The sequence below is a fragment of the Nocardia sp. NPDC058705 genome, assembly GCF_042749305.1.
In the GTDB taxonomy this organism is placed as follows: domain Bacteria; phylum Actinomycetota; class Actinomycetes; order Mycobacteriales; family Mycobacteriaceae; genus Nocardia.
The window spans coordinates 134,180-150,742 of record NZ_JBHYRN010000013.1 but is presented as its reverse complement, the minus strand read 5'-3'; the positions used below and the strand labels follow the sequence as shown (position 1 = coordinate 150,742).

The following is a 16,563-nucleotide window of genomic DNA, read 5'->3' as shown; positions in this document are numbered from 1 at the left end:
ATGAACACTGCACGGATCGTCACCGCCTTACAGGGCGGACTCGGGCGCAAGCTCGCCGCGCTCACGATGGTCGGCTTGCTCGTCGGGCTGGTGGCCTTCGCGTTCGCGATGTTCCAAGGCGCGTTCACCGCCACCGCGAAGGTGCTGGTCGACGCGCCGCGTTCGGGCCTGGTGCTCGACCGCGACGCCAAGGTGAAGGTGCGTGGCGTCGAGATCGGCCGGGTCGCGGAGATCAACTGGCGTGATGACAGTGCGCAGCTACTGCTCGAGGTCGACCCCGAACAGCTGAAGCTGGTGCCGTCGAACGCGGGTGTCGATATCCGTTCGACCACGGTGTTCGGCGCCAAGTATGTGAATTTCGTTGTGCCGGAGAAGCCTTCGTCGAGTTCGCTGAAGCCCGGCAGCACGGTCGCGGCGAGTGCGGTGACGGTGGAGTTCAACACGCTGTTCCAGCATCTGTCCGATGTGCTCGCCCAGGTGGAACCGGAGAAGCTCAACGCCACGTTGACCGCGCTCGGTACCGCGCTGCAGGGGCGCGGCGACAAGTTCGGCGAGCTGCTGGTCCGCTCGGACAACTACCTGCGCGAGATCAATCCGTATCTGCCTACGCTGCAACAGGATCTGGACAAGACGGCTCAGGTGACCGACATCTACGCCGATGCCTCCGGTGCGCTGTTGCGCACGGTGGACAACGCGACGGTCACCTCGAAGACGCTGTCGGAGTTGCAAGCTCAGCTCGATGAGGTGTTGGTGAATGTGATCGGGTTGTCCGACACGACCGGGGCGGTGTTGCGGGAGAACGAAACCCAGCTCGTCACCGCGTTGGATCTGCTGCGGCCGACGACGAGCCTGTTGTTCGAGTACGCGCCCGCACTGACCTGCATCATCGACGGCCTCGGCCCGTTGATGCCGGTGGCCGAGGAGATGTTCGGCGGTCGCCTGCCCGGTGTCGGCATGAACACGAACTTCATGTTCGGCGACAAGCCTTACACCTATCCCGACGACCTACCCAAGGTGAACGCCACCGGCGGACCGCACTGCGAAGGCATCCTCGACCGAGTGCCCGACAGCCACGCGAACTACGTGGTGACCGATACCAATCAGGGCGCGCCGTACACGCCGCGCACCGGTTCGCCCGAATTGAACAGCGCACCAAAGGTTTTCCAGCTCTTGCTGGAAGGGCTGCCGGGAGTGACACGGTGAAGAACACGGCGACGACGGTCAAACTCGCGATCTTCACCGTGGTGATGACGCTGGTATTCGCGGGCCTGGCGATCGTGCTCAGTCAGGCACGGTTCTCCAGTGAGAACGGCTACAAGGCGGTGTTCACCAACTCCTCTGGCATGCTGCCGGGGTCGAAGGTGCGGATCGCGGGTGTGCCGGTCGGCTCGGTGACCTCGGTGAAAGTCGGCGACGACGATCTCGCGCATGTCGAATTCGACGTGGACACCAAGTACTCCGTGCTTTCGAGCACCCGCCTGGCGATCAAGTACGAAAACCTGGTCGGCGACCGGTATCTGGAGCTGAAGGAAGGCCCCGGCTCGGCGCGCGAGCTACCCGAGGGCTCCACCATCGGCAAGGAGCAGACCTCGCCCGCGCTGGATCTCGACCTGCTCCTCGGTGGTTTCAAGCCGCTGCTGCGTGGCCTCGATCCGGGACAGGTCAACGACCTGACCTCGGCGCTGCTGCAGATCTTCCAGGGCCAGGGCGGCACACTGGTCTCACTGCTCAACAGTGGTGGCAGTTTCGCCAAGACCCTGGCCGATCGGGACGCCCTGATCGGCAGCGTGATCGACAACCTGAACACGGTGCTGGCCACCATCGACGATCGCGACGAACAATTCACCACCACGATCGACGAATTGCAACGCCTGGTCAGCGGATTGGCCGCCGAACGCGATCCGATCGGCGCCGCACTGCCGCGAATCGCCGGTGCCACACAGGAACTCAACGATCTGCTCACCACCGCGCGCCCCGATCTGCGCAACACCATCGAGCAGACCGGCAGGCTCGCCACCAACCTCGACAACGGCTCCGACGACATCGAATGGGTGCTCGGCAAGCTGCCCGAAACCTACAAGCAGCTCGTCCGGATCGGCGCCTACGGCTCGTTCCTGCAGCTCTACATCTGTGGCACCAACTTCCTGATCGACGGCCCGAACGGCCAGCCGATGGAAGTCAAGATGCCGGGCCTGCAGGCGACCGGAAGGTGTACGCCCAATGAGTGAGAAGAAGTCCTCGGCCGCCACCATCGGCATCGTCGGGATCGTGCTGGTGGTGACGATCTCCCTTGCCACGCTGCAGTACACCAAGCTGCCGTTCATCCGCTCCGGCGCGACCTTCACCGCGCATTTCGTCGACGCGGGTGGGCTGGTGCCGGGCGACCCGGTGCACGTCGCGGGTGTGCGCTCCGGCGAGGTGGACCAGGTGTCGCTCGACGGTCCCAAGGTGCTGGTGAAGTTCACTCTCGACGAGTCGATTGTGCTGGGCGAGAAGACATCTGCCGCGATCAAGACCAACACGGTGCTCGGCCGCAAGTCCCTTGACGTGGTGCCGACCGGACAGGGCGCGCTGCGTACCTCCGACACCATCCCGCTCGACCGGACCACCTCGCCGTACTCGCTCAACGAGGCGCTGTCCGACCTCGGCGCGACCGTGCGCGACCTGGACATGGACCAGGTCGATCAGACCCTGGACACGCTCTCGGTCGCCTTCGCCGACACACCGGGCCCGCTGCGCAACGCCCTCGACGGTGTCACCGCGCTCTCGCGCAGCATCAATACCCGTGACCAGGCGCTGACCGATCTGCTCGGCCGGGCGCAGAACGTCACCAAGATTCTGGCCGACCGGAGTTCGCAGCTCAACGCCCTGTTGCTGGACGGCAACAATCTGCTCGGCGAACTCGACAACCGGCGCGCCGCGATCAACCAGCTGATCGTCTACGTCGACTCGGTCGCCAAACAGCTGTCCGGGCTGGTCGCCGACAACGAGGCGCAGCTGAAACCGACGCTGGACCGGCTCAATTCGGTCCTCGCCCTGTTGCAGCGCAACAAGGAGAACCTGTCGAGCGCGCTCGAGAACCTCGGCCCCTACGCCTCGGCGCTGGGCGAGCAGGTCGGCAACGGCCCGTGGTTCAACGCCTACGTGGTGAACGCGACGAGCACCGAGCTGCGACTGCTGGTGGACGCGCTGGTCTGGCCCGAGCACCTGCCGCAGGACCTGATCGACGTCTTCACGCATCCGGCGCCGCCGGCCATCGTGCCTTCCGAGGAAGATCCGCCGCGATGAACCTTGCCTCGAAAGTGCGTGGCGTGCCGCGCTGGATCATGGCTGTCGCCGCGGTGGTGATCGCCGCGCTGGTCGCGGTCGGGATCTATACCGGCCTCGGCATCGGCAAGACCAAGGTCACCGCCGCTTTCGCCTCGACCACCGGTCTCTACGCGGGTGACGAGGTGCGGATGCTCGGTGTGCGGATCGGCACGATCGATGCGATCGAGCCCGGTGAGGGTCGGGTGCAGGTGCGGATGACCGTCGATCGCGGCGTCGACCTGCCCGCCGACGCGCGTGCTGTGCTGATCGCCCCCTCGCTCGTGTCTGCCCGGTTCATCCAGCTCGCGCCCGCCTACACCGGTGGCCCGAAACTGGCCGACGGCGCGCAGATCCCGATCGAGCGCACCGCCGTGCCGGTGGAGTGGGACGACATCAAAGCCGAATTGTCCAACCTCGCAACGGCTCTCGGCCCGGTCGGCGACGACCCGCAGGGGTCCTTCGGCCGCTTCGTCGACACCGCCGCGAACAACCTCGACGGCAACGGCCAGAAGTTCCGTGACACCTTGCGCGAACTGTCGGCGACGCTGAATACGTTGTCCGACGGGCGAACCGACCTGTTCGGCACCATCCGCAACCTACAGAAGTTCGTCGAGGTGCTCTCGGCGAGCAACGAGCAGATCGTGCAGTTCGGCGGCCGGTTGGCCTCGGTGGCCTCGGTACTCGCCGGTGCTTCGGAGGAACTCGGTGCGGGCCTCGACAGCCTGGATGTAGCGCTCGCGGATGTGAAACGCTTCCTCGATGGCAGCGGCGCCGAACTCACCGTCGGTGTCGAGAAGCTTGCCGACGTCACCCAGACCCTGGTCGACAAGCGGCCGGAAATCGAACGGGTGCTGCATTCCGCGCCGACCGCGCTGGTGAACTTCTACCAGATCTACAAGCCCGCCCAGGGTTCGCTCACCGGCGCTGTGTCGCTGAACAATACGGCCAACCCGCTGAGCTTCCTCTGCGGTTCCATCCGGGCGCTCGAACACAACGACTCGGACCGGTCGGCGGACCTGTGCGCGGAATTCCTTGCCCCGGTGATCAGTTCGCTGGCGATGAACTACGCGCCGATCATGCTCAACCCGGCCAGTAGTGTGACGGCCTTCCCCGACCAGTTGACCTACAGCCCGCCGAGCTTGGCCGGGCAGGCAGAACCGGATGCGCCGCCTGTGGTGGCTCCGATCACTGTGCCGAATGGTCTTGCCGGGCTTACGGTTCCAGGAGGACAGCGGTGAAGCGGATATTCTCCGGGCTGGCGGTGGGCGTCGCGGTGACGCTCGGCGCGACCGGCTGTCAATGGGACGGACTGAACTCGCTACCCATGCCGGGCTCCGAAGGCACTGCGCCGGGTTCGTACACGGTGCGGATTCAAATGCCGAATGTCACTACGCTGACGCGCAATTCGCCGGTGCGAGTGGATGACGTCGAGGTCGGCAATGTCACCGGGATCGATGTCGAGGGCTGGCACGCGCTGGTCACGGTGTCGCTGAATCCCGAGGTGAAGCTGCCCGCCAACGCGATCGCCAAGATCGGCCAGACCAGCCTGCTCGGTAGCAATCACATCGAACTGTCCGCACCGACCACCACAGCCGCCCAGGGGCAGCTGCGCGACAACGACGTGATCCCGCTCGAGCGGGCCGGGGCGTATCCGACCACCGAGCAGGTGCTGTCCTCGCTGTCGGTCGTGCTCAACGGTGGTGGTATCGCCCAGCTCGAGACCATCACCAGGGAGATGAACGCGGCGCTCAACGGACGCGAGGCCGAAATCGCCGACCTGCTGCCCCAGCTCAACACCCTCACCACCGGCCTGGACAAGCAGACCGGCGACATCATCGCCGCGATGAACGGCCTGGACCGGCTCGCGGGCAACCTCGCCGACCAGCAGGACGTGCTGGCCCGCGCGATCGAGGAGATCCACCCCGCGCTGACCGCGCTCGCCGACCGCACCGCCAACATCACCAGGGCAGTCACCGCGCTCGGCGAGCTCGGTGATGTCACCGAGCGGGTCATCCAGACCAGCGGCGCCGACCTGAAGGCGAACCTGGCCAGCCTCGGCCCGGTGCTGGAAACCCTGGCCAACACCGGCACCAATCTCATCGACTCGCTGCGGATCCTGCCGACCTTCCCGTTCCCGATCAAGAACATCGGCAACGCGATCAAGGGTGACTACCTCAATCTGTTCATCACCGTCGACATGACCGGCAAGCGCCTCGACAGCAACTGGCTCACCGGCACCCCACTGGGCGGGCGCTTCGGCGGCGTGGAGGGCGTGATCGGTAGTTTCGCGCCTTCGACGGCGACCGATGCGGGTGACCCGACCAAACTTCCGGAGGCACCGGCGCCCTCGCTACCCGGGCTGCCGTCGATTCCCGGCCTGCCCGCCATCCCCGGAATCACCGTGCCGCTGCCAGGCCAGGAAGGGGCGGGACGATGAAACTCACGAGGTTCGTCCACGTTCAGCTCGCGATCTTCGCGGTACTCACCGTGATCGGTCTGGTCGTGATGGGCGGGATGTATGTGCAGATCCCCGCGATGCTCGGGATCGGTCGCTACAACGTGACGGTGCAACTCGCCGCCACGGGCGGGCTGTACCCGACCGCCAACGTCTCCTATCGCGGCACCAATATCGGCAAAGTCGAGGCGGTGCGGCTCACCGCGGCGGGGGTCGAAGCGGATCTGTCGATCGACAGCGATTACAAGGTGCCGTCGGACTCGACCGCCTGGGTGCGCAGCGTGTCGGCGATCGGTGAGCAGTACGTCGACCTGGTGCCCGAAAATGGTTCCAGCTCAGGCGATCTGCGCGACGGGTCGGTGATTCCGGTGCAGCGCACCAAGCTGCCCCAGGATGTCGGGTCGCTGCTCGATCAGACCGACAAGCTGCTCTCCACCGTCGCCGATACGCGGCTGCGTCAGGTGATCGACGAGGCCTTCAAGGCGTTCAACGGCGCGGGCCCCGACCTTCAGCGGTTCATCGACTCGGCGGCCCTGCTGGTGCAGCAGGCCGAGACCGATGTGGAGCCGACGAAGAAGCTGCTCGATCAGATCGGCCCACTGCTGGACACGCAGATCCAGACCGAAGCCGACATCCGTTCCTGGACAGCAGATCTCGCCATCGTCACCGATCAACTGCGCGCGCACGATCCATCGCTGCGAAACCTGTTGCACCACAGTCCTTCCGCGATGCAGAAGGTGAACGAGCAGTTCCAGAGTTTGCGCCCGACCCTGCCGCTGCTGATGAGCAACCTAGTCGGTCTCGGACAGGTCGGGGTGACGTATCACGCTGGTATCGAACAGCTTCTGGTTGTCTTCCCGCCGTTGATCGCGGCGTTGAAAACCATCATTCGCGGGCCCACCCAGTACGGCGTCATGGTCGACTTCATGACCGTTGTCAATGACCCGCCCGCCTGCACGACCGGCTTCCTGCCCGCGGACCAGTGGCGTGAGCCGAGCGATTTCACCCCGATCGATACCCCGGAAGGGTTGTACTGCAAGGTGGCTCAGGATTCTCCGATCGAAGTGCGCGGCATCCGCAACACCCCGTGCATGGAGTATCCCGGTGTCCGGGCGCCCACTCCCGAACTGTGCCGAACCGGGTACGTGCCGCAGGGCACCAACCCGCCGTTCGGCGCGCCGCAGCCGGTAGCCCCGGCCTCGGCCCCCACCGGCGCGTCCACCGGCGGAGTCACCCCCGCCGCCGCGCGCCCCTACGATCCGTCCACCGGTAGCTATCTGGGTCCGGACGGACGCATGTACCGCCAAGGTGATATCGCCGCCGACGGCTCGGGGACTGTCCCGGCCAGCTGGCAGGCGATGTTGGAGGAGCAGCAACGATGAGTGAGAACAGCAATCGTCGGCCGCGTCGGCGGGCAGCACGGTCGGCGGGTCCGCCGGTGGGGGATGGGGTGGTCGTCGAGCCGACAGTGACGGTACCGTCCGCTGTCTCGGTCGAGCTGGGGAAGTCCGCGGTGGCGGCGAAAGAGGATGAGACGGTTGTCGTCGGACTGACGAAGAGCGCCGATGTCGACACGGCTGTCGTGGGGCTGACGAAGGGTGCTGATGTCGACACGGCTGTTGTGGAGCTGACGAAGGCCGAAGTGGTGGACGAGGACGACGACGATTCGGACCTCGACGAAGAAGATGCGAAGCTGACGCGGCTCGGTCAGATCATCGGGCTCGCGGCCGCCGCGGTGCTGGTGTTGGCGCTGGTCGTCGGCGCCACCTTCACCGCGCTCGCCGCCCGCTCGGCCGGTCAGGAAGAGGACCTGCGCGCGCAGTACACGCAGACCGCACGTCAGGCGGTCATCAACCTGACCACCATCCGCGCCGACTCCGCCAAGGAGGACATCGACCGGATCCTGTCGGTGGCCTCGGGGGAGTTCAAGACCGAGTTCGACGGTCGCGTCGATCCGTTCATGGATGTGGTGAAGCAGGCGAAGGTGGTCTCCAGCGGCGAGGTCGTCGAGTCGGGGATCGAGTCCGTCGACGAGAACTCGGCGAAGGTGCTGGTCGCCGCGAAGCAGACGGTGAGCAATACGGGTTCGGCTGAACCGCAGTCGCGGCAGTACCGATTCCGGGTCACCGTGTCGAAGGGCGATTCCGGGATGACCGTGTCGAAAGTGGAGTTCGTCGGATGAGCACGAGAATCAAGATTGTCTTCAGCGCCCTCGCGGCGGCCGGTCTGATCGCGGCGATCGTGCTGGGTATCAGTGGTTTTCGACTCTGGCAGCAGGACAAGACCGAGCAGGCACGCACCGACGCGATGAGCACCGCCAGTCGCACGGTGAGCGCGATGTTCACCTATGAGCCGGCCACCGTCGACACCGAATTGCCAAGGGCTGCCGACAATCTCACCGAGGAGTTCCGGGCCGAGTACCTGAAGCTGATCCAGCAGGCCATCGCACCAGGGGCCAAGGAAAAGCAACTCACCGTCAAGGCCACCACCCAGGCCGAGGGTGTGGTCTCCGCGGAGCCGGAGCACGCCGTCGTCTTGCTGTACCTGAACCAGCTGACCACCAGCAAGGATTCCCCCCAGGGCACCACCTCGGGCAGCCGCGTCCGAGTCACCCTCGACAAGTCCGACAACCGCTGGCTGGTCGCCCAAGTCACCCCGATCTGACCCCACAGAGCGCCCACGCAACTGGACAGTCGATCACCATGCCATGGTGCAGTTTCCGCTCGGGCGATGCTTGCACCATTACATGGTGATCAACCGTCCAACCCGTTGGCGCGGCGGGGCGGCGGGGGGTTGCGGGGGAGGTGGACGGTGAAGGTTGTTCCGGTGCCCGGGGTGCTGGTGACTTCGACGGTGCCGTGGTGGGCGGTTGCCAGGGCTTGCACGATGGACAGGCCGAGGCCGGTGCCGCCGCTGCTGCGGGTGCGGGAGCTGTCGGTGCGGTAGAAGCGGGCGAAGACCTGGTCGGCTTCCGCGCGTTCCAGGCCGGGGCCGGTGTCGATGACCTCGAGGTGGACTTCGTCGGGTGTGGGGGTGAGGCGGACGGTGATCGAGGTGTCGTCGGGGGTGTGGGTGCGGGCGTTGTCGAGGAGGTTGGTGAGGATCTGGCGGAGGCGGGGTTCGTCGCCGAGTACCTCCAAAGTGCCTGTACCTTCGGCGATGTCGAGGGTGATCGGGCGATGACCCCCGTCGGCGGCCTCGACCGCGCGGGCACTGTGGACGGCGTCTCCCGCCACGGCCAGCAGGTCCACCGGGCCCAGTTCGACGGGGCGTTGGGCGTCGAGGCGGGCCAGCATCAGCAGGTCTTCCACCAGCAGGCCCATGCGCTGGGCCTCGTGTTCGATGCGGTTCATGAACATCGCGGGGTCGGTGGTCGCGCCCTGGCGGTAGAGCTCGGCGAAGCCGCGGATGGTGGTGAGGGGGGTTCGCAGTTCGTGGCTGGCATCGGCGACGAAACGGCGCATCTTCGCCTCGGATGCGCGCGCGGCGGTTTCGGAGGCTTCGGTGGCGGCGAAGGCGCGCTGGATCTGGGACAGCATGCTGTTGAGCGAACGGGAGAGCCTGTCGACCTCGGTATCGTTGCCGCGCACCGGAACTCGACGGTGCAGCTGGCCCTCGGCGATCGCGGCGGCGGTCACCTCGACTCGGCGCAGCGGTCGCAGGCTGCTGCGGACGACGAAGTAGGCGGCGATGGCCAGGGCGGTCAACACGATCGCGCCGACGATCAATTGCAGCACGACGAGATTGCGCACCGTCTCGATGTTCTCGGTCAGTGGCAGCGCGACCGTCGCCTTCGCCTCGGGGGTTTGCAGCGTCAGAACCCGCCACTGCACGTCGTCGTCGCCTGCTGATCCCACCGTGACGGGCTGCGGGGACGGCGGATCCGGGAGCGCTGGGGACGCGCTGGTCCCGAAGACATTGTCGAACCCCAAAGTTTGTTTGCCGTCGGCACTTTCGGCCCGCAGGAAGTACTGGCTGGGCAACTGCCGCGTCTCGTGGGAAGGCGGAGGTGGGGGCGCCGGCATGCTGATCCGCCGCTCCCATTCGAGCGCGGCGTCGTGCAACTGCTGGTCGGTGCGGTCCTGCAGCGAGTTCTTCATCGCCGTCGTAACCACGAAACCCGAAGCGACCAAACCGAATCCGGCCAGCGCGACCAGGACGACCACCAGCGTCACCCGCAACGGAATCGCGGCGAGCCGGATGCGCAACGATGTGCTCATCGGCTCGCCGACTCCCGCATCACATACCCGACTCCACGCAGCGTGTGGATCAATCGCTGCTCGCCGGTGTCGACCTTCTTGCGCAGGTAGGACACGTACGTTTCCACCACCCCCACCTCGCCGCCGAAGTCGTAGCGCCACACGTGATCCAGGATCCGGGGTTTGCTCAGCACGCTCCCCGCGTTCACCATGAAATAGCGCAGCAGCGTGAACTCGGTGGGGGACAACGCAACCGGCTCGCCCGCCTTCCATACCTCATGGGTGTCGTCGTCGAGTTCGATGTCGGCGAAACGCAACCGGGTGCTCGTCTTCGCCGGTTCGGCGTGGCCCGCGCGGCGCAGGATCACCCGCAGCCGCGCCACTACCTCCTCCAGGCTGAACGGCTTGGTGACGTAGTCGTCGGCGCCGAGGGTGAGCCCGGTGATCTTGTCGTCCACCTCGTCGCGCGCGGTCAGGAACAGCACCGGCGCGTCGATCCCGTCGGCGCGCAACCGGCGCAGCAGGCCGAAGCCGTCCATGCCGGGCATCATCACGTCGACGATCAGCGCCTGCGGACGAAACGTGCGCGCCCGATCCAACGCCTCGGCCCCGTCGGCCGCCGTCGCCACCTCGAACCCCTGGTAGCGCAAGCTCACCGCCAGCAGTTCGACGATCGTCGGTTCATCGTCGACGACGAGAACCCGCGCTTCAGGACTCATCCGCCCTGCCCCATTCGGGCACCCCGCGTGGTTATCAGAGCTGCCTGTATGCGGCCTTTATCGGGCGGGCTCGGGCGTCCGGCGTGGTCACGCTTCGCTGCCGCTTCCAGACGCTGACCGTTCATGCCACCATGCTCCGCCTTCCCGCTGGGAAGTGGCTGGACCCACGCTGTGAGGTCGCTGTGTGCCCAGTGGTGCCGACTCGCGGCTGAGCTTCGCCTCAGCGCTGGTCGGCGGGGTAGGTCTGCTGCTCCTCGCTCATCAGCGCCGATCCGGCGACATTGCCCTGCGAGAGCGCGTCGAGGAAGGCGCGCGCCCAGCGTTCGACATCGTGAGTGAGTACCTGACGGCGCAGCGACCGCATGCGACGACGCTTGGTGTCGCGATCGTCGTCGAGGGCACCGATGATCGCGTCCTTCACGCTGTCCAGGTCGTGCGGGTTGCACAGGTAGGACTGGCGCAGCTCGGCCGCCGCCCCGGTGAACTCGCTCAGCACCAGGGCACCGTTGAGGTCGCTGTGGCAGGCCACGTACTCCTTCGCGACCAGGTTCATGCCGTCGCGCAGGGGCGTGACCAGCATGGCGTCGGCGGCGATGAAGAAGGCGATGAGTTCGTCGCGGGGGATCGGGCGGTGCAGGTAGTGCACGACCGGGTAGCCGACGCGGGCGAATTCGCCGTTGATCCGGCCCACCTGGCGTTCGATGTCGCCGCGCATCTTGATGTAGCTCTGCACGCGTTCGCGGCTCGGCGTCGCCAGCTGCACCATCACCGTCTCGGATGGATCGATGCGGCCCTCCTCGAGGAGTTCCTGGAGCGCGTTGAGCCGGATGTCGATGCCTTTGGTGTAGTCGAGGCGGTCGACGCCGAGCATGATGTTCTTGGGATTGCCCAGCTCAGCGCGTATCTGCGCGGCACGCTCGCGCACCGAACGGCGACGCGAGGACTCGTCGAGTTCGGCGGAATCGATCGAGATGGGGAACGCGCCGACCCGCACCGTGCGGAACCCGACCTGCACCACCCCCAGTTTCGAACGCACACCGATCGTGCCGCGCGAGGTGGGCTGACCGGCCAGCCGACGGGCCAGGTAGAGGAAGTTCTGCGCGCCGCCGGGCAGGTGGAAACCGATCAGGTCGGCGCCGAGCAGGCCCTCGACGATCTCGGTCCGCCACGGCATCTGCATGAACAGCTCGACCGGCGGGAACGGGATGTGCAGGAAGAAACCGATGGTCAGATCGGGGCGAAGCATGCGCAGCATCTTGGGCACCAGCTGCAGCTGGTAGTCCTGCACCCAGACCGTCGCACCCTCGGCGGCCACCTTCGCGGTCTCCTCGGCGAAACGCCGGTTGACCTCGACATAGGCGGCCCACCAGTCCCGGTCGTACACCGGGCGCACGATCACGTCGTGATACAGCGGCCAGAGCGTGCCGTTGGAGAACCCCTCGTAGTAGTCCTCCACCTCGTTCGCCGTCAGCGGCACCGGATACAGCTCGAGGCCGTCCTCGATGATCGGTTCGACCTCGACATCGGGCACACCACACCAGCCGACCCACGCGCCCTTGTTGGTGCGCAACACCGGTTCTAGCGCGGTCACCAGCCCACCGGGGCTGCGCTTCCACCTGGTGGTGCCGTCGGGCAGGCGCTCGAGGTCGACCGGCAGCCGGTTGGCGACGACAACGAATCCCGAACCCGATCCGTCGGGTACGAGAGGTTCTTCGGACGGACGGTCGTTGGACGGTTGATCGATCATTTGGTCCACTCACGCATCCTTATGCGTCGCAGGGGTGCGCTGTTCTCAGGCGGGGGCGATGCCGAGCATGGACAGCAGCATGCGGCACTCGTCGGCGTCTTCGGCGTGTGCCGCGACGACCTTCTGTGCCTGGCGGGCGGTTTCGTCGGCAAGCGGCTCGAGTTCGTCGTCGGCGATGTCGTTGGCGGTGCTCTTCGCGGCCATAATGGGTTCGTCCCTCCGGTTTCCCTGCGCTCTACCTGCGAGTGATCAATACTATCGGGCGCCGGCGCACGGCCGATGAACTAGCGACGCGCAACACCCCGCCCCGGTGCCGTGTCGTGGCGGTCCCGTTACCGTGGAGGTAGCACTCGATCGACCCCCGCAGAGAGGTTTTCTTCATGCCACTGGCCACGGTGAACGGCATCGCACTGAATTATCAGGTCAAGGGCGACCGTACCAAGGGCACCGACGTCAAGGGCGGTGGTCCGCTGGTGGTATTGATCATGGGGACAGGTTCGCCCGGTCGCGTCTGGGAGCTGCACCAGGTTCCCGCGCTGGTCGCGGCCGGTTATCGGGTCTGCGTGTTCGACAATCGCGGGATCGCGCCGTCGTTCGAGGCCGCGGGCGGGATGCGGATCGAGGAACTGGTCGCCGACACCGCCGCGCTGATCGAGTTCCTCGACGAGGGGCCAGCGCTGGTCGCCGGGACGTCGATGGGCGCGCGGGTGGCGCAGGAGCTCGCGCTGGCCCGGCCCGATCTGGTCCGCAAGGCCGTGTTCATGGCCGGCCACGGCAGGCTCGACCAGTTCCAGAAGACACTGTCGGCCGGTGAGCAGGACCTCGACGCGTCGGCGGTGAAACTGCCCGCGAAATTCGAGGCGGCACTGTCGGCGGTGATGAACCTGTCGCCGGCGACGATGGCCGACACCAACGCCGCGCGCGACTGGCTCGACCTGTTCGAGTTCACCGTCGGCACCCCGTCACCCGGCGTCCGCGCCCAGCGCGCGATGGACCACGAGTTCGATCGCGTCGCCGCGTATCGTTCGATTACGGTGCCCTGCTTGGCAATTGGGTTCGCCGACGACCGGATGATCCCGCCGTACCTGTCCCGCGAAGTCGCCGAGGCCATCCCCGGCGCCCGCTACCAGGAGATCCCAGATACGGGCCACTACGGCTACCTCGAACGCCCCGAGGCGGTCAACAAGATCCTGCTGGACTTCTTCGCAGCCTGATCCTCGACCGTGCAGCATCGGGTAACTGCCTACCGGTAACGTATGCCTTGCTAGTGTCGACCTAACGCTCGTGGCTTAGCGGCCGCGCAGTGACCCTGTACACAGCGCCAGTATTCCCAGTGAGGTGAAATGAGCACCAACCCCTTCGACGACGAGGACGGCCGCTTCTTCGTTCTGGTCAACGATGAAGAGCAGCACTCCCTGTGGCCCGCGTTCGCGGAGGTCCCGGCGGGCTGGCGTGTCGTGTTCGGCGAAGAAAGCCGGGCAGCGTGCGTCGAGTACGTCGAGAAGAACTGGACCGACATGCGGCCCAAGAGCCTGCGTGACGCGATGGCAGCCGACGACGCAGCCCGCGCCAAGTCCTGACCTCCCACGCCTACCGCGCGACATATCCAGTGTCGCGCGGTAGGCGTTCGCGGCTATGATGGTCGCCGCAGTACCCGCCTCCTTAGCTCAGTGGTAGAGCACCGCTCTTGTAAAGCGAAGGTCGTCAGTTCAATCCTGACAGGGGGCTCCATCTCGAAATAAGGCTCTGGCCCTGGTCAGAGCCTTATTTGTGTGGCCTCATCCATGAGGAGATCGCTTCCCACTCTTCCGGTTCGTAGGAAAACGTCAACAGCTACCCATGGGCTGTAAACACTTTCTGCGGAGGGGCAATCGTCGTCGCCCTGACTCCCAGGTCGAGCACTGCTTGCGGTTCTGGGATGGTCGACGCCTACCAATGTTGCTAACATTCATGTTACTAACACCGAAGTTAGTGCTATTCGGCTGACACTCGGAAGGCGGCGGCATGGCGGAATTCGTGGGCAGGCGGCATGAGCTCGAGACGTTGAACCGTGAGCTGGGCAAGGTGACGGCTGGCATCGGCGGGGAGCGGCCTGGGCGGTGCATGATGCTTCGAGGGCGCCGCCGGGTCGGTAAGTCCCGATTGGTGGAGCGGTTCGCTGAGAAGTCCGGTGCGCCGTTCCTCTTCTATGCCGCCACGGGTGCCTCGCCGACGGCGGACCTCGAGCGGCTCAGCCGGGACGCGCAGTCGTCAAGTCTTCCGCTGGCGAACCTGCTGTCCGCGGCCCGTCCGGCCAGCTGGGATGCCGCGTTCGATGTGCTGGCGGCAACGTTGCCAGACGACCGGGCGAGCGTGGTTGTCATGGACGAAGTGCCTTACTTGATGGATGGGGAAGGTGCCTTCGAAGGCATGCTTCAGCGCGCGTGGGACCGAGTGCTGGAAACGAAGCCAGTGTTGTTGGTTCTCATCGGCTCCGACCTGTCGATGATGGAGGCGCTCAACAACTATGGGCGCCCGTTCCACCAGCGCGGACGAGAGATGGTGCTCGGGCCGCTCAACCCGGCTGAGGTAGGTCAGATGCTAGGCCTCGATCCGGCAGCGGCCTTCGACGCGGCCTTGATTACTGGTGGACTGCCCTTGATCTGTACGGAATGGACGCACGGTGCCGGAATGTGGGACTTCCTTCACGCCGCGCTCAGCGATCCGGTGTCAGCCTTATTGGTATCGGCGGAGCGTTCGCTCGCTGCGGAGTTTCCGCAGTCGGTCCAGGCTCGCTCCGTTCTGTCGGCGATCGGGAGCGGGGAGCGGACGTTTGCCAACATTGCCCGTGCTGCAGGCGGGATCGGTGCGACCCCACTTCAACGATCGCTGGAGATCCTTGCCGACAAACGTGTGATCGTGGCGGAATTGCCGGTGTCGTTGCACCCCTCGAAGGATCGCCGCTATCGGGTCGCGGATCCCTATCTCCGTTTCTGGTTGAAGTTCTTGGATCCGGCGATGGCGGAGATCGAGCGAGGTCGCGGTGACCTGACGCTGAGTCGCATCCGCGAAAGCTGGACGAGTTGGCGTGGGAGGGCTGTCGAACCTCTGGTACGTGAGGCGCTGGCACGGCTGCTGCCCGATGCGAACCTTCCCGCCGCACCGGCCATCGGGGGCTATTGGACTCGCACCAACGATGTGGAGATCGACATCATCGGTGCGGACCGTGCGCCGATCGCCAAGGAGTTGTTGTTCGTCGGATCGGTCAAGTGGTTGGAGAACTCGCCGTTCGATCGGCACGACCTCGCCGCCCTGCTTCGACATCGGGCCGCGCTCACTCCCGATCCGGTGCCCGTTGTCGCAGTTTCGCGCAGCGGGATCGACTGCTCAGGGCTCGACGGTGCGTATGGTCCGGCGGATCTGATCTCGGCGTGGTCTACGTGAGTGCGTTGACCTTGCGATAAGGACCCGGGTGGTCCTAGTAAGCGAGGCTTTCCGCCGGGATAGTGAAGGGGAACGGGAGGTGGTAGGCGAAATCGCCGTCGCCGACCCACTGCGCGACCGGCTCGTAGTGGAAGGCCCGCAGTGGCGTGACGCCGACCGGGCGGCGCTCCGGCGCGGGCAGCAGGGCATTGATCCGGATTGTCACCGACTGTTCTCCGGCATCGACCTCCCAGTACCACGGGATTCCAGCCTCGGCGTAGCGGGTGGTCTTTCGGTTCATGTCCTGGACGGAATTCGACGGTGACAAGATCTCACCCGCGATGACCACCGCTGACGCGGGGACATCCTGATCCTGGTCCGGCAGGCAGCTGTACAGGATGAAATCGGGCTTCAGGAAGTCGTCCTTGGCCGTGAAGAAGATCGGCTGCTCGACGTCGGCTTCGAAGCATTCGTTGCGTTCTGCCCGCACTACCGACCAGGCGGACTCCAGCGCGTTGCGCAGGCGCACGGCCGCTCGTTGGTTTCGGCGAGGCCCGGTGCGCGCCCAGATGACGCGACCGCGGTCGAGCCCTTCCACACACTGTGCGATGGCATCGGGCAGCGCCAGGAATTCTTCCCACGTGAGCGTTTCGGGGAGCTCACCGGTGCTGCCGAGGTCTGCGGTCACTCTGCAAGGCTAGCTGTCCGGTTGTCGCGGCGGTGGCGGAAGCG

16 protein-coding genes and 1 tRNA gene are annotated in these 16,563 nt (G+C 65.8%); 12 read left to right on the top strand and 5 right to left on the bottom strand.

From position 1 onward, the window contains the following. Genes ACFW6D_RS17440 through ACFW6D_RS17405 form a run of 8 tightly spaced genes read left to right on the top strand, consistent with a single transcriptional unit; the run spans position 1 to position 8,428 of the window. The gene (locus ACFW6D_RS17440) at positions 1-1,203 is read left to right on the top strand and encodes an MCE family protein (RefSeq protein WP_379329254.1); all 1,203 of its coding nucleotides are present in this window, start codon (positions 1-3) and stop codon (positions 1,201-1,203) included. After that, complete coding sequence (locus tag ACFW6D_RS17435; RefSeq protein WP_379329252.1) at positions 1,200-2,228, top strand: MCE family protein; 1,029 nt, start codon at positions 1,200-1,202, stop codon at positions 2,226-2,228. The genes ACFW6D_RS17440 and ACFW6D_RS17435 overlap by 4 nt, the downstream gene beginning before the upstream one ends. Further along, positions 2,221-3,288: an MCE family protein gene (locus tag ACFW6D_RS17430; RefSeq protein ID WP_379329250.1), complete on the top strand. Its 1,068-nt coding sequence runs from the start codon at positions 2,221-2,223 to the stop codon at positions 3,286-3,288. Before ACFW6D_RS17435 ends, ACFW6D_RS17430 begins: the two co-directional genes overlap by 8 nt. Beyond that, the gene (locus ACFW6D_RS17425) at positions 3,285-4,547 is read left to right on the top strand and encodes an MCE family protein (RefSeq protein ID WP_379329248.1); all 1,263 of its coding nucleotides are present in this window, start codon (positions 3,285-3,287) and stop codon (positions 4,545-4,547) included. Before ACFW6D_RS17430 ends, ACFW6D_RS17425 begins: the two co-directional genes overlap by 4 nt. Next, a complete protein-coding gene (locus ACFW6D_RS17420; RefSeq protein ID WP_379329246.1) occupies positions 4,544-5,746 on the top strand; it encodes an MCE family protein in 1,203 nt (400 codons plus the stop codon). The genes ACFW6D_RS17425 and ACFW6D_RS17420 overlap by 4 nt, the downstream gene beginning before the upstream one ends. Continuing rightward, positions 5,743-7,146 carry an MCE family protein gene (locus tag ACFW6D_RS17415; RefSeq protein WP_379329244.1) on the top strand — a complete coding sequence of 468 codons (1,404 nt, stop codon included), beginning with the start codon at positions 5,743-5,745 and terminating at the stop codon, positions 7,144-7,146. Before ACFW6D_RS17420 ends, ACFW6D_RS17415 begins: the two co-directional genes overlap by 4 nt. Beyond that, the gene (locus ACFW6D_RS17410) at positions 7,143-7,946 is read left to right on the top strand and encodes a hypothetical protein (RefSeq protein ID WP_379329242.1); all 804 of its coding nucleotides are present in this window, start codon (positions 7,143-7,145) and stop codon (positions 7,944-7,946) included. The genes ACFW6D_RS17415 and ACFW6D_RS17410 overlap by 4 nt, the downstream gene beginning before the upstream one ends. After that, complete coding sequence (locus tag ACFW6D_RS17405; RefSeq protein WP_379329240.1) at positions 7,943-8,428, top strand: h domain protein; 486 nt, start codon at positions 7,943-7,945, stop codon at positions 8,426-8,428. The genes ACFW6D_RS17410 and ACFW6D_RS17405 overlap by 4 nt, the downstream gene beginning before the upstream one ends. 89 nt (positions 8,429-8,517) lie before the next feature. Here the strand turns inward: ACFW6D_RS17405 and ACFW6D_RS17400 are convergent, their stop codons facing one another. The 4 genes from ACFW6D_RS17400 to ACFW6D_RS17385 all read right to left on the bottom strand — a co-directional run bounded on the left by ACFW6D_RS17400 (position 8,518) and on the right by ACFW6D_RS17385 (position 12,633). Next, positions 8,518-9,984 (bottom strand): sensor histidine kinase, encoded by a 1,467-nt coding sequence (locus ACFW6D_RS17400; RefSeq protein WP_379329238.1) that lies wholly within the window; start codon positions 9,982-9,984, stop codon positions 8,518-8,520. Continuing rightward, positions 9,981-10,682 carry a response regulator transcription factor gene (locus tag ACFW6D_RS17395; protein ID WP_379329236.1) on the bottom strand — a complete coding sequence of 234 codons (702 nt, stop codon included), beginning with the start codon at positions 10,680-10,682 and terminating at the stop codon, positions 9,981-9,983. Before ACFW6D_RS17395 ends, ACFW6D_RS17400 begins: the two co-directional genes overlap by 4 nt. A gap of 220 nt (positions 10,683-10,902) precedes the next feature. Further along, the gene (locus ACFW6D_RS17390; RefSeq protein WP_379329294.1) at positions 10,903-12,429 is read right to left on the bottom strand and encodes a trehalose-6-phosphate synthase; all 1,527 of its coding nucleotides are present in this window, start codon (positions 12,427-12,429) and stop codon (positions 10,903-10,905) included. Positions 12,430-12,474: 45 nt separating this feature from the next. Beyond that, positions 12,475-12,633 carry a hypothetical protein gene (locus ACFW6D_RS17385; protein WP_165610244.1) on the bottom strand — a complete coding sequence of 53 codons (159 nt, stop codon included), beginning with the start codon at positions 12,631-12,633 and terminating at the stop codon, positions 12,475-12,477. A 176-nt stretch (positions 12,634-12,809) separates the two neighbouring features. On the opposite strand from ACFW6D_RS17385, the gene ACFW6D_RS17380 reads away from it, so the two are divergent. The 4 genes from ACFW6D_RS17380 (at position 12,810) to ACFW6D_RS17365 (ending at position 15,852) form a co-directional block, all read left to right on the top strand. Then, positions 12,810-13,643, top strand: coding sequence for an alpha/beta fold hydrolase (locus ACFW6D_RS17380; protein WP_379239234.1), 834 nt, complete (start codon positions 12,810-12,812; stop codon positions 13,641-13,643). A 129-nt stretch (positions 13,644-13,772) separates the two neighbouring features. Next, positions 13,773-14,009 (top strand): MbtH family protein, encoded by a 237-nt coding sequence (locus ACFW6D_RS17375; protein ID WP_379239233.1) that lies wholly within the window; start codon positions 13,773-13,775, stop codon positions 14,007-14,009. 76 nt (positions 14,010-14,085) lie between these two features. Next, positions 14,086-14,160 (top strand) — tRNA-Thr (locus tag ACFW6D_RS17370). A gap of 414 nt (positions 14,161-14,574) precedes the next feature. Continuing rightward, the gene (locus ACFW6D_RS17365) at positions 14,575-15,852 is read left to right on the top strand and encodes an ATP-binding protein (RefSeq protein ID WP_379329292.1); all 1,278 of its coding nucleotides are present in this window, start codon (positions 14,575-14,577) and stop codon (positions 15,850-15,852) included. Between the two features lie 34 nt (positions 15,853-15,886). Here ACFW6D_RS17365 and ACFW6D_RS17360 read toward each other — a convergent pair whose 3' ends face one another. Beyond that, entirely contained in the window at positions 15,887-16,519 is a 633-nt protein-coding gene (locus ACFW6D_RS17360) for a Uma2 family endonuclease (protein WP_379329234.1), read from the bottom strand. Positions 16,520-16,563 lie beyond the last annotated feature (44 nt).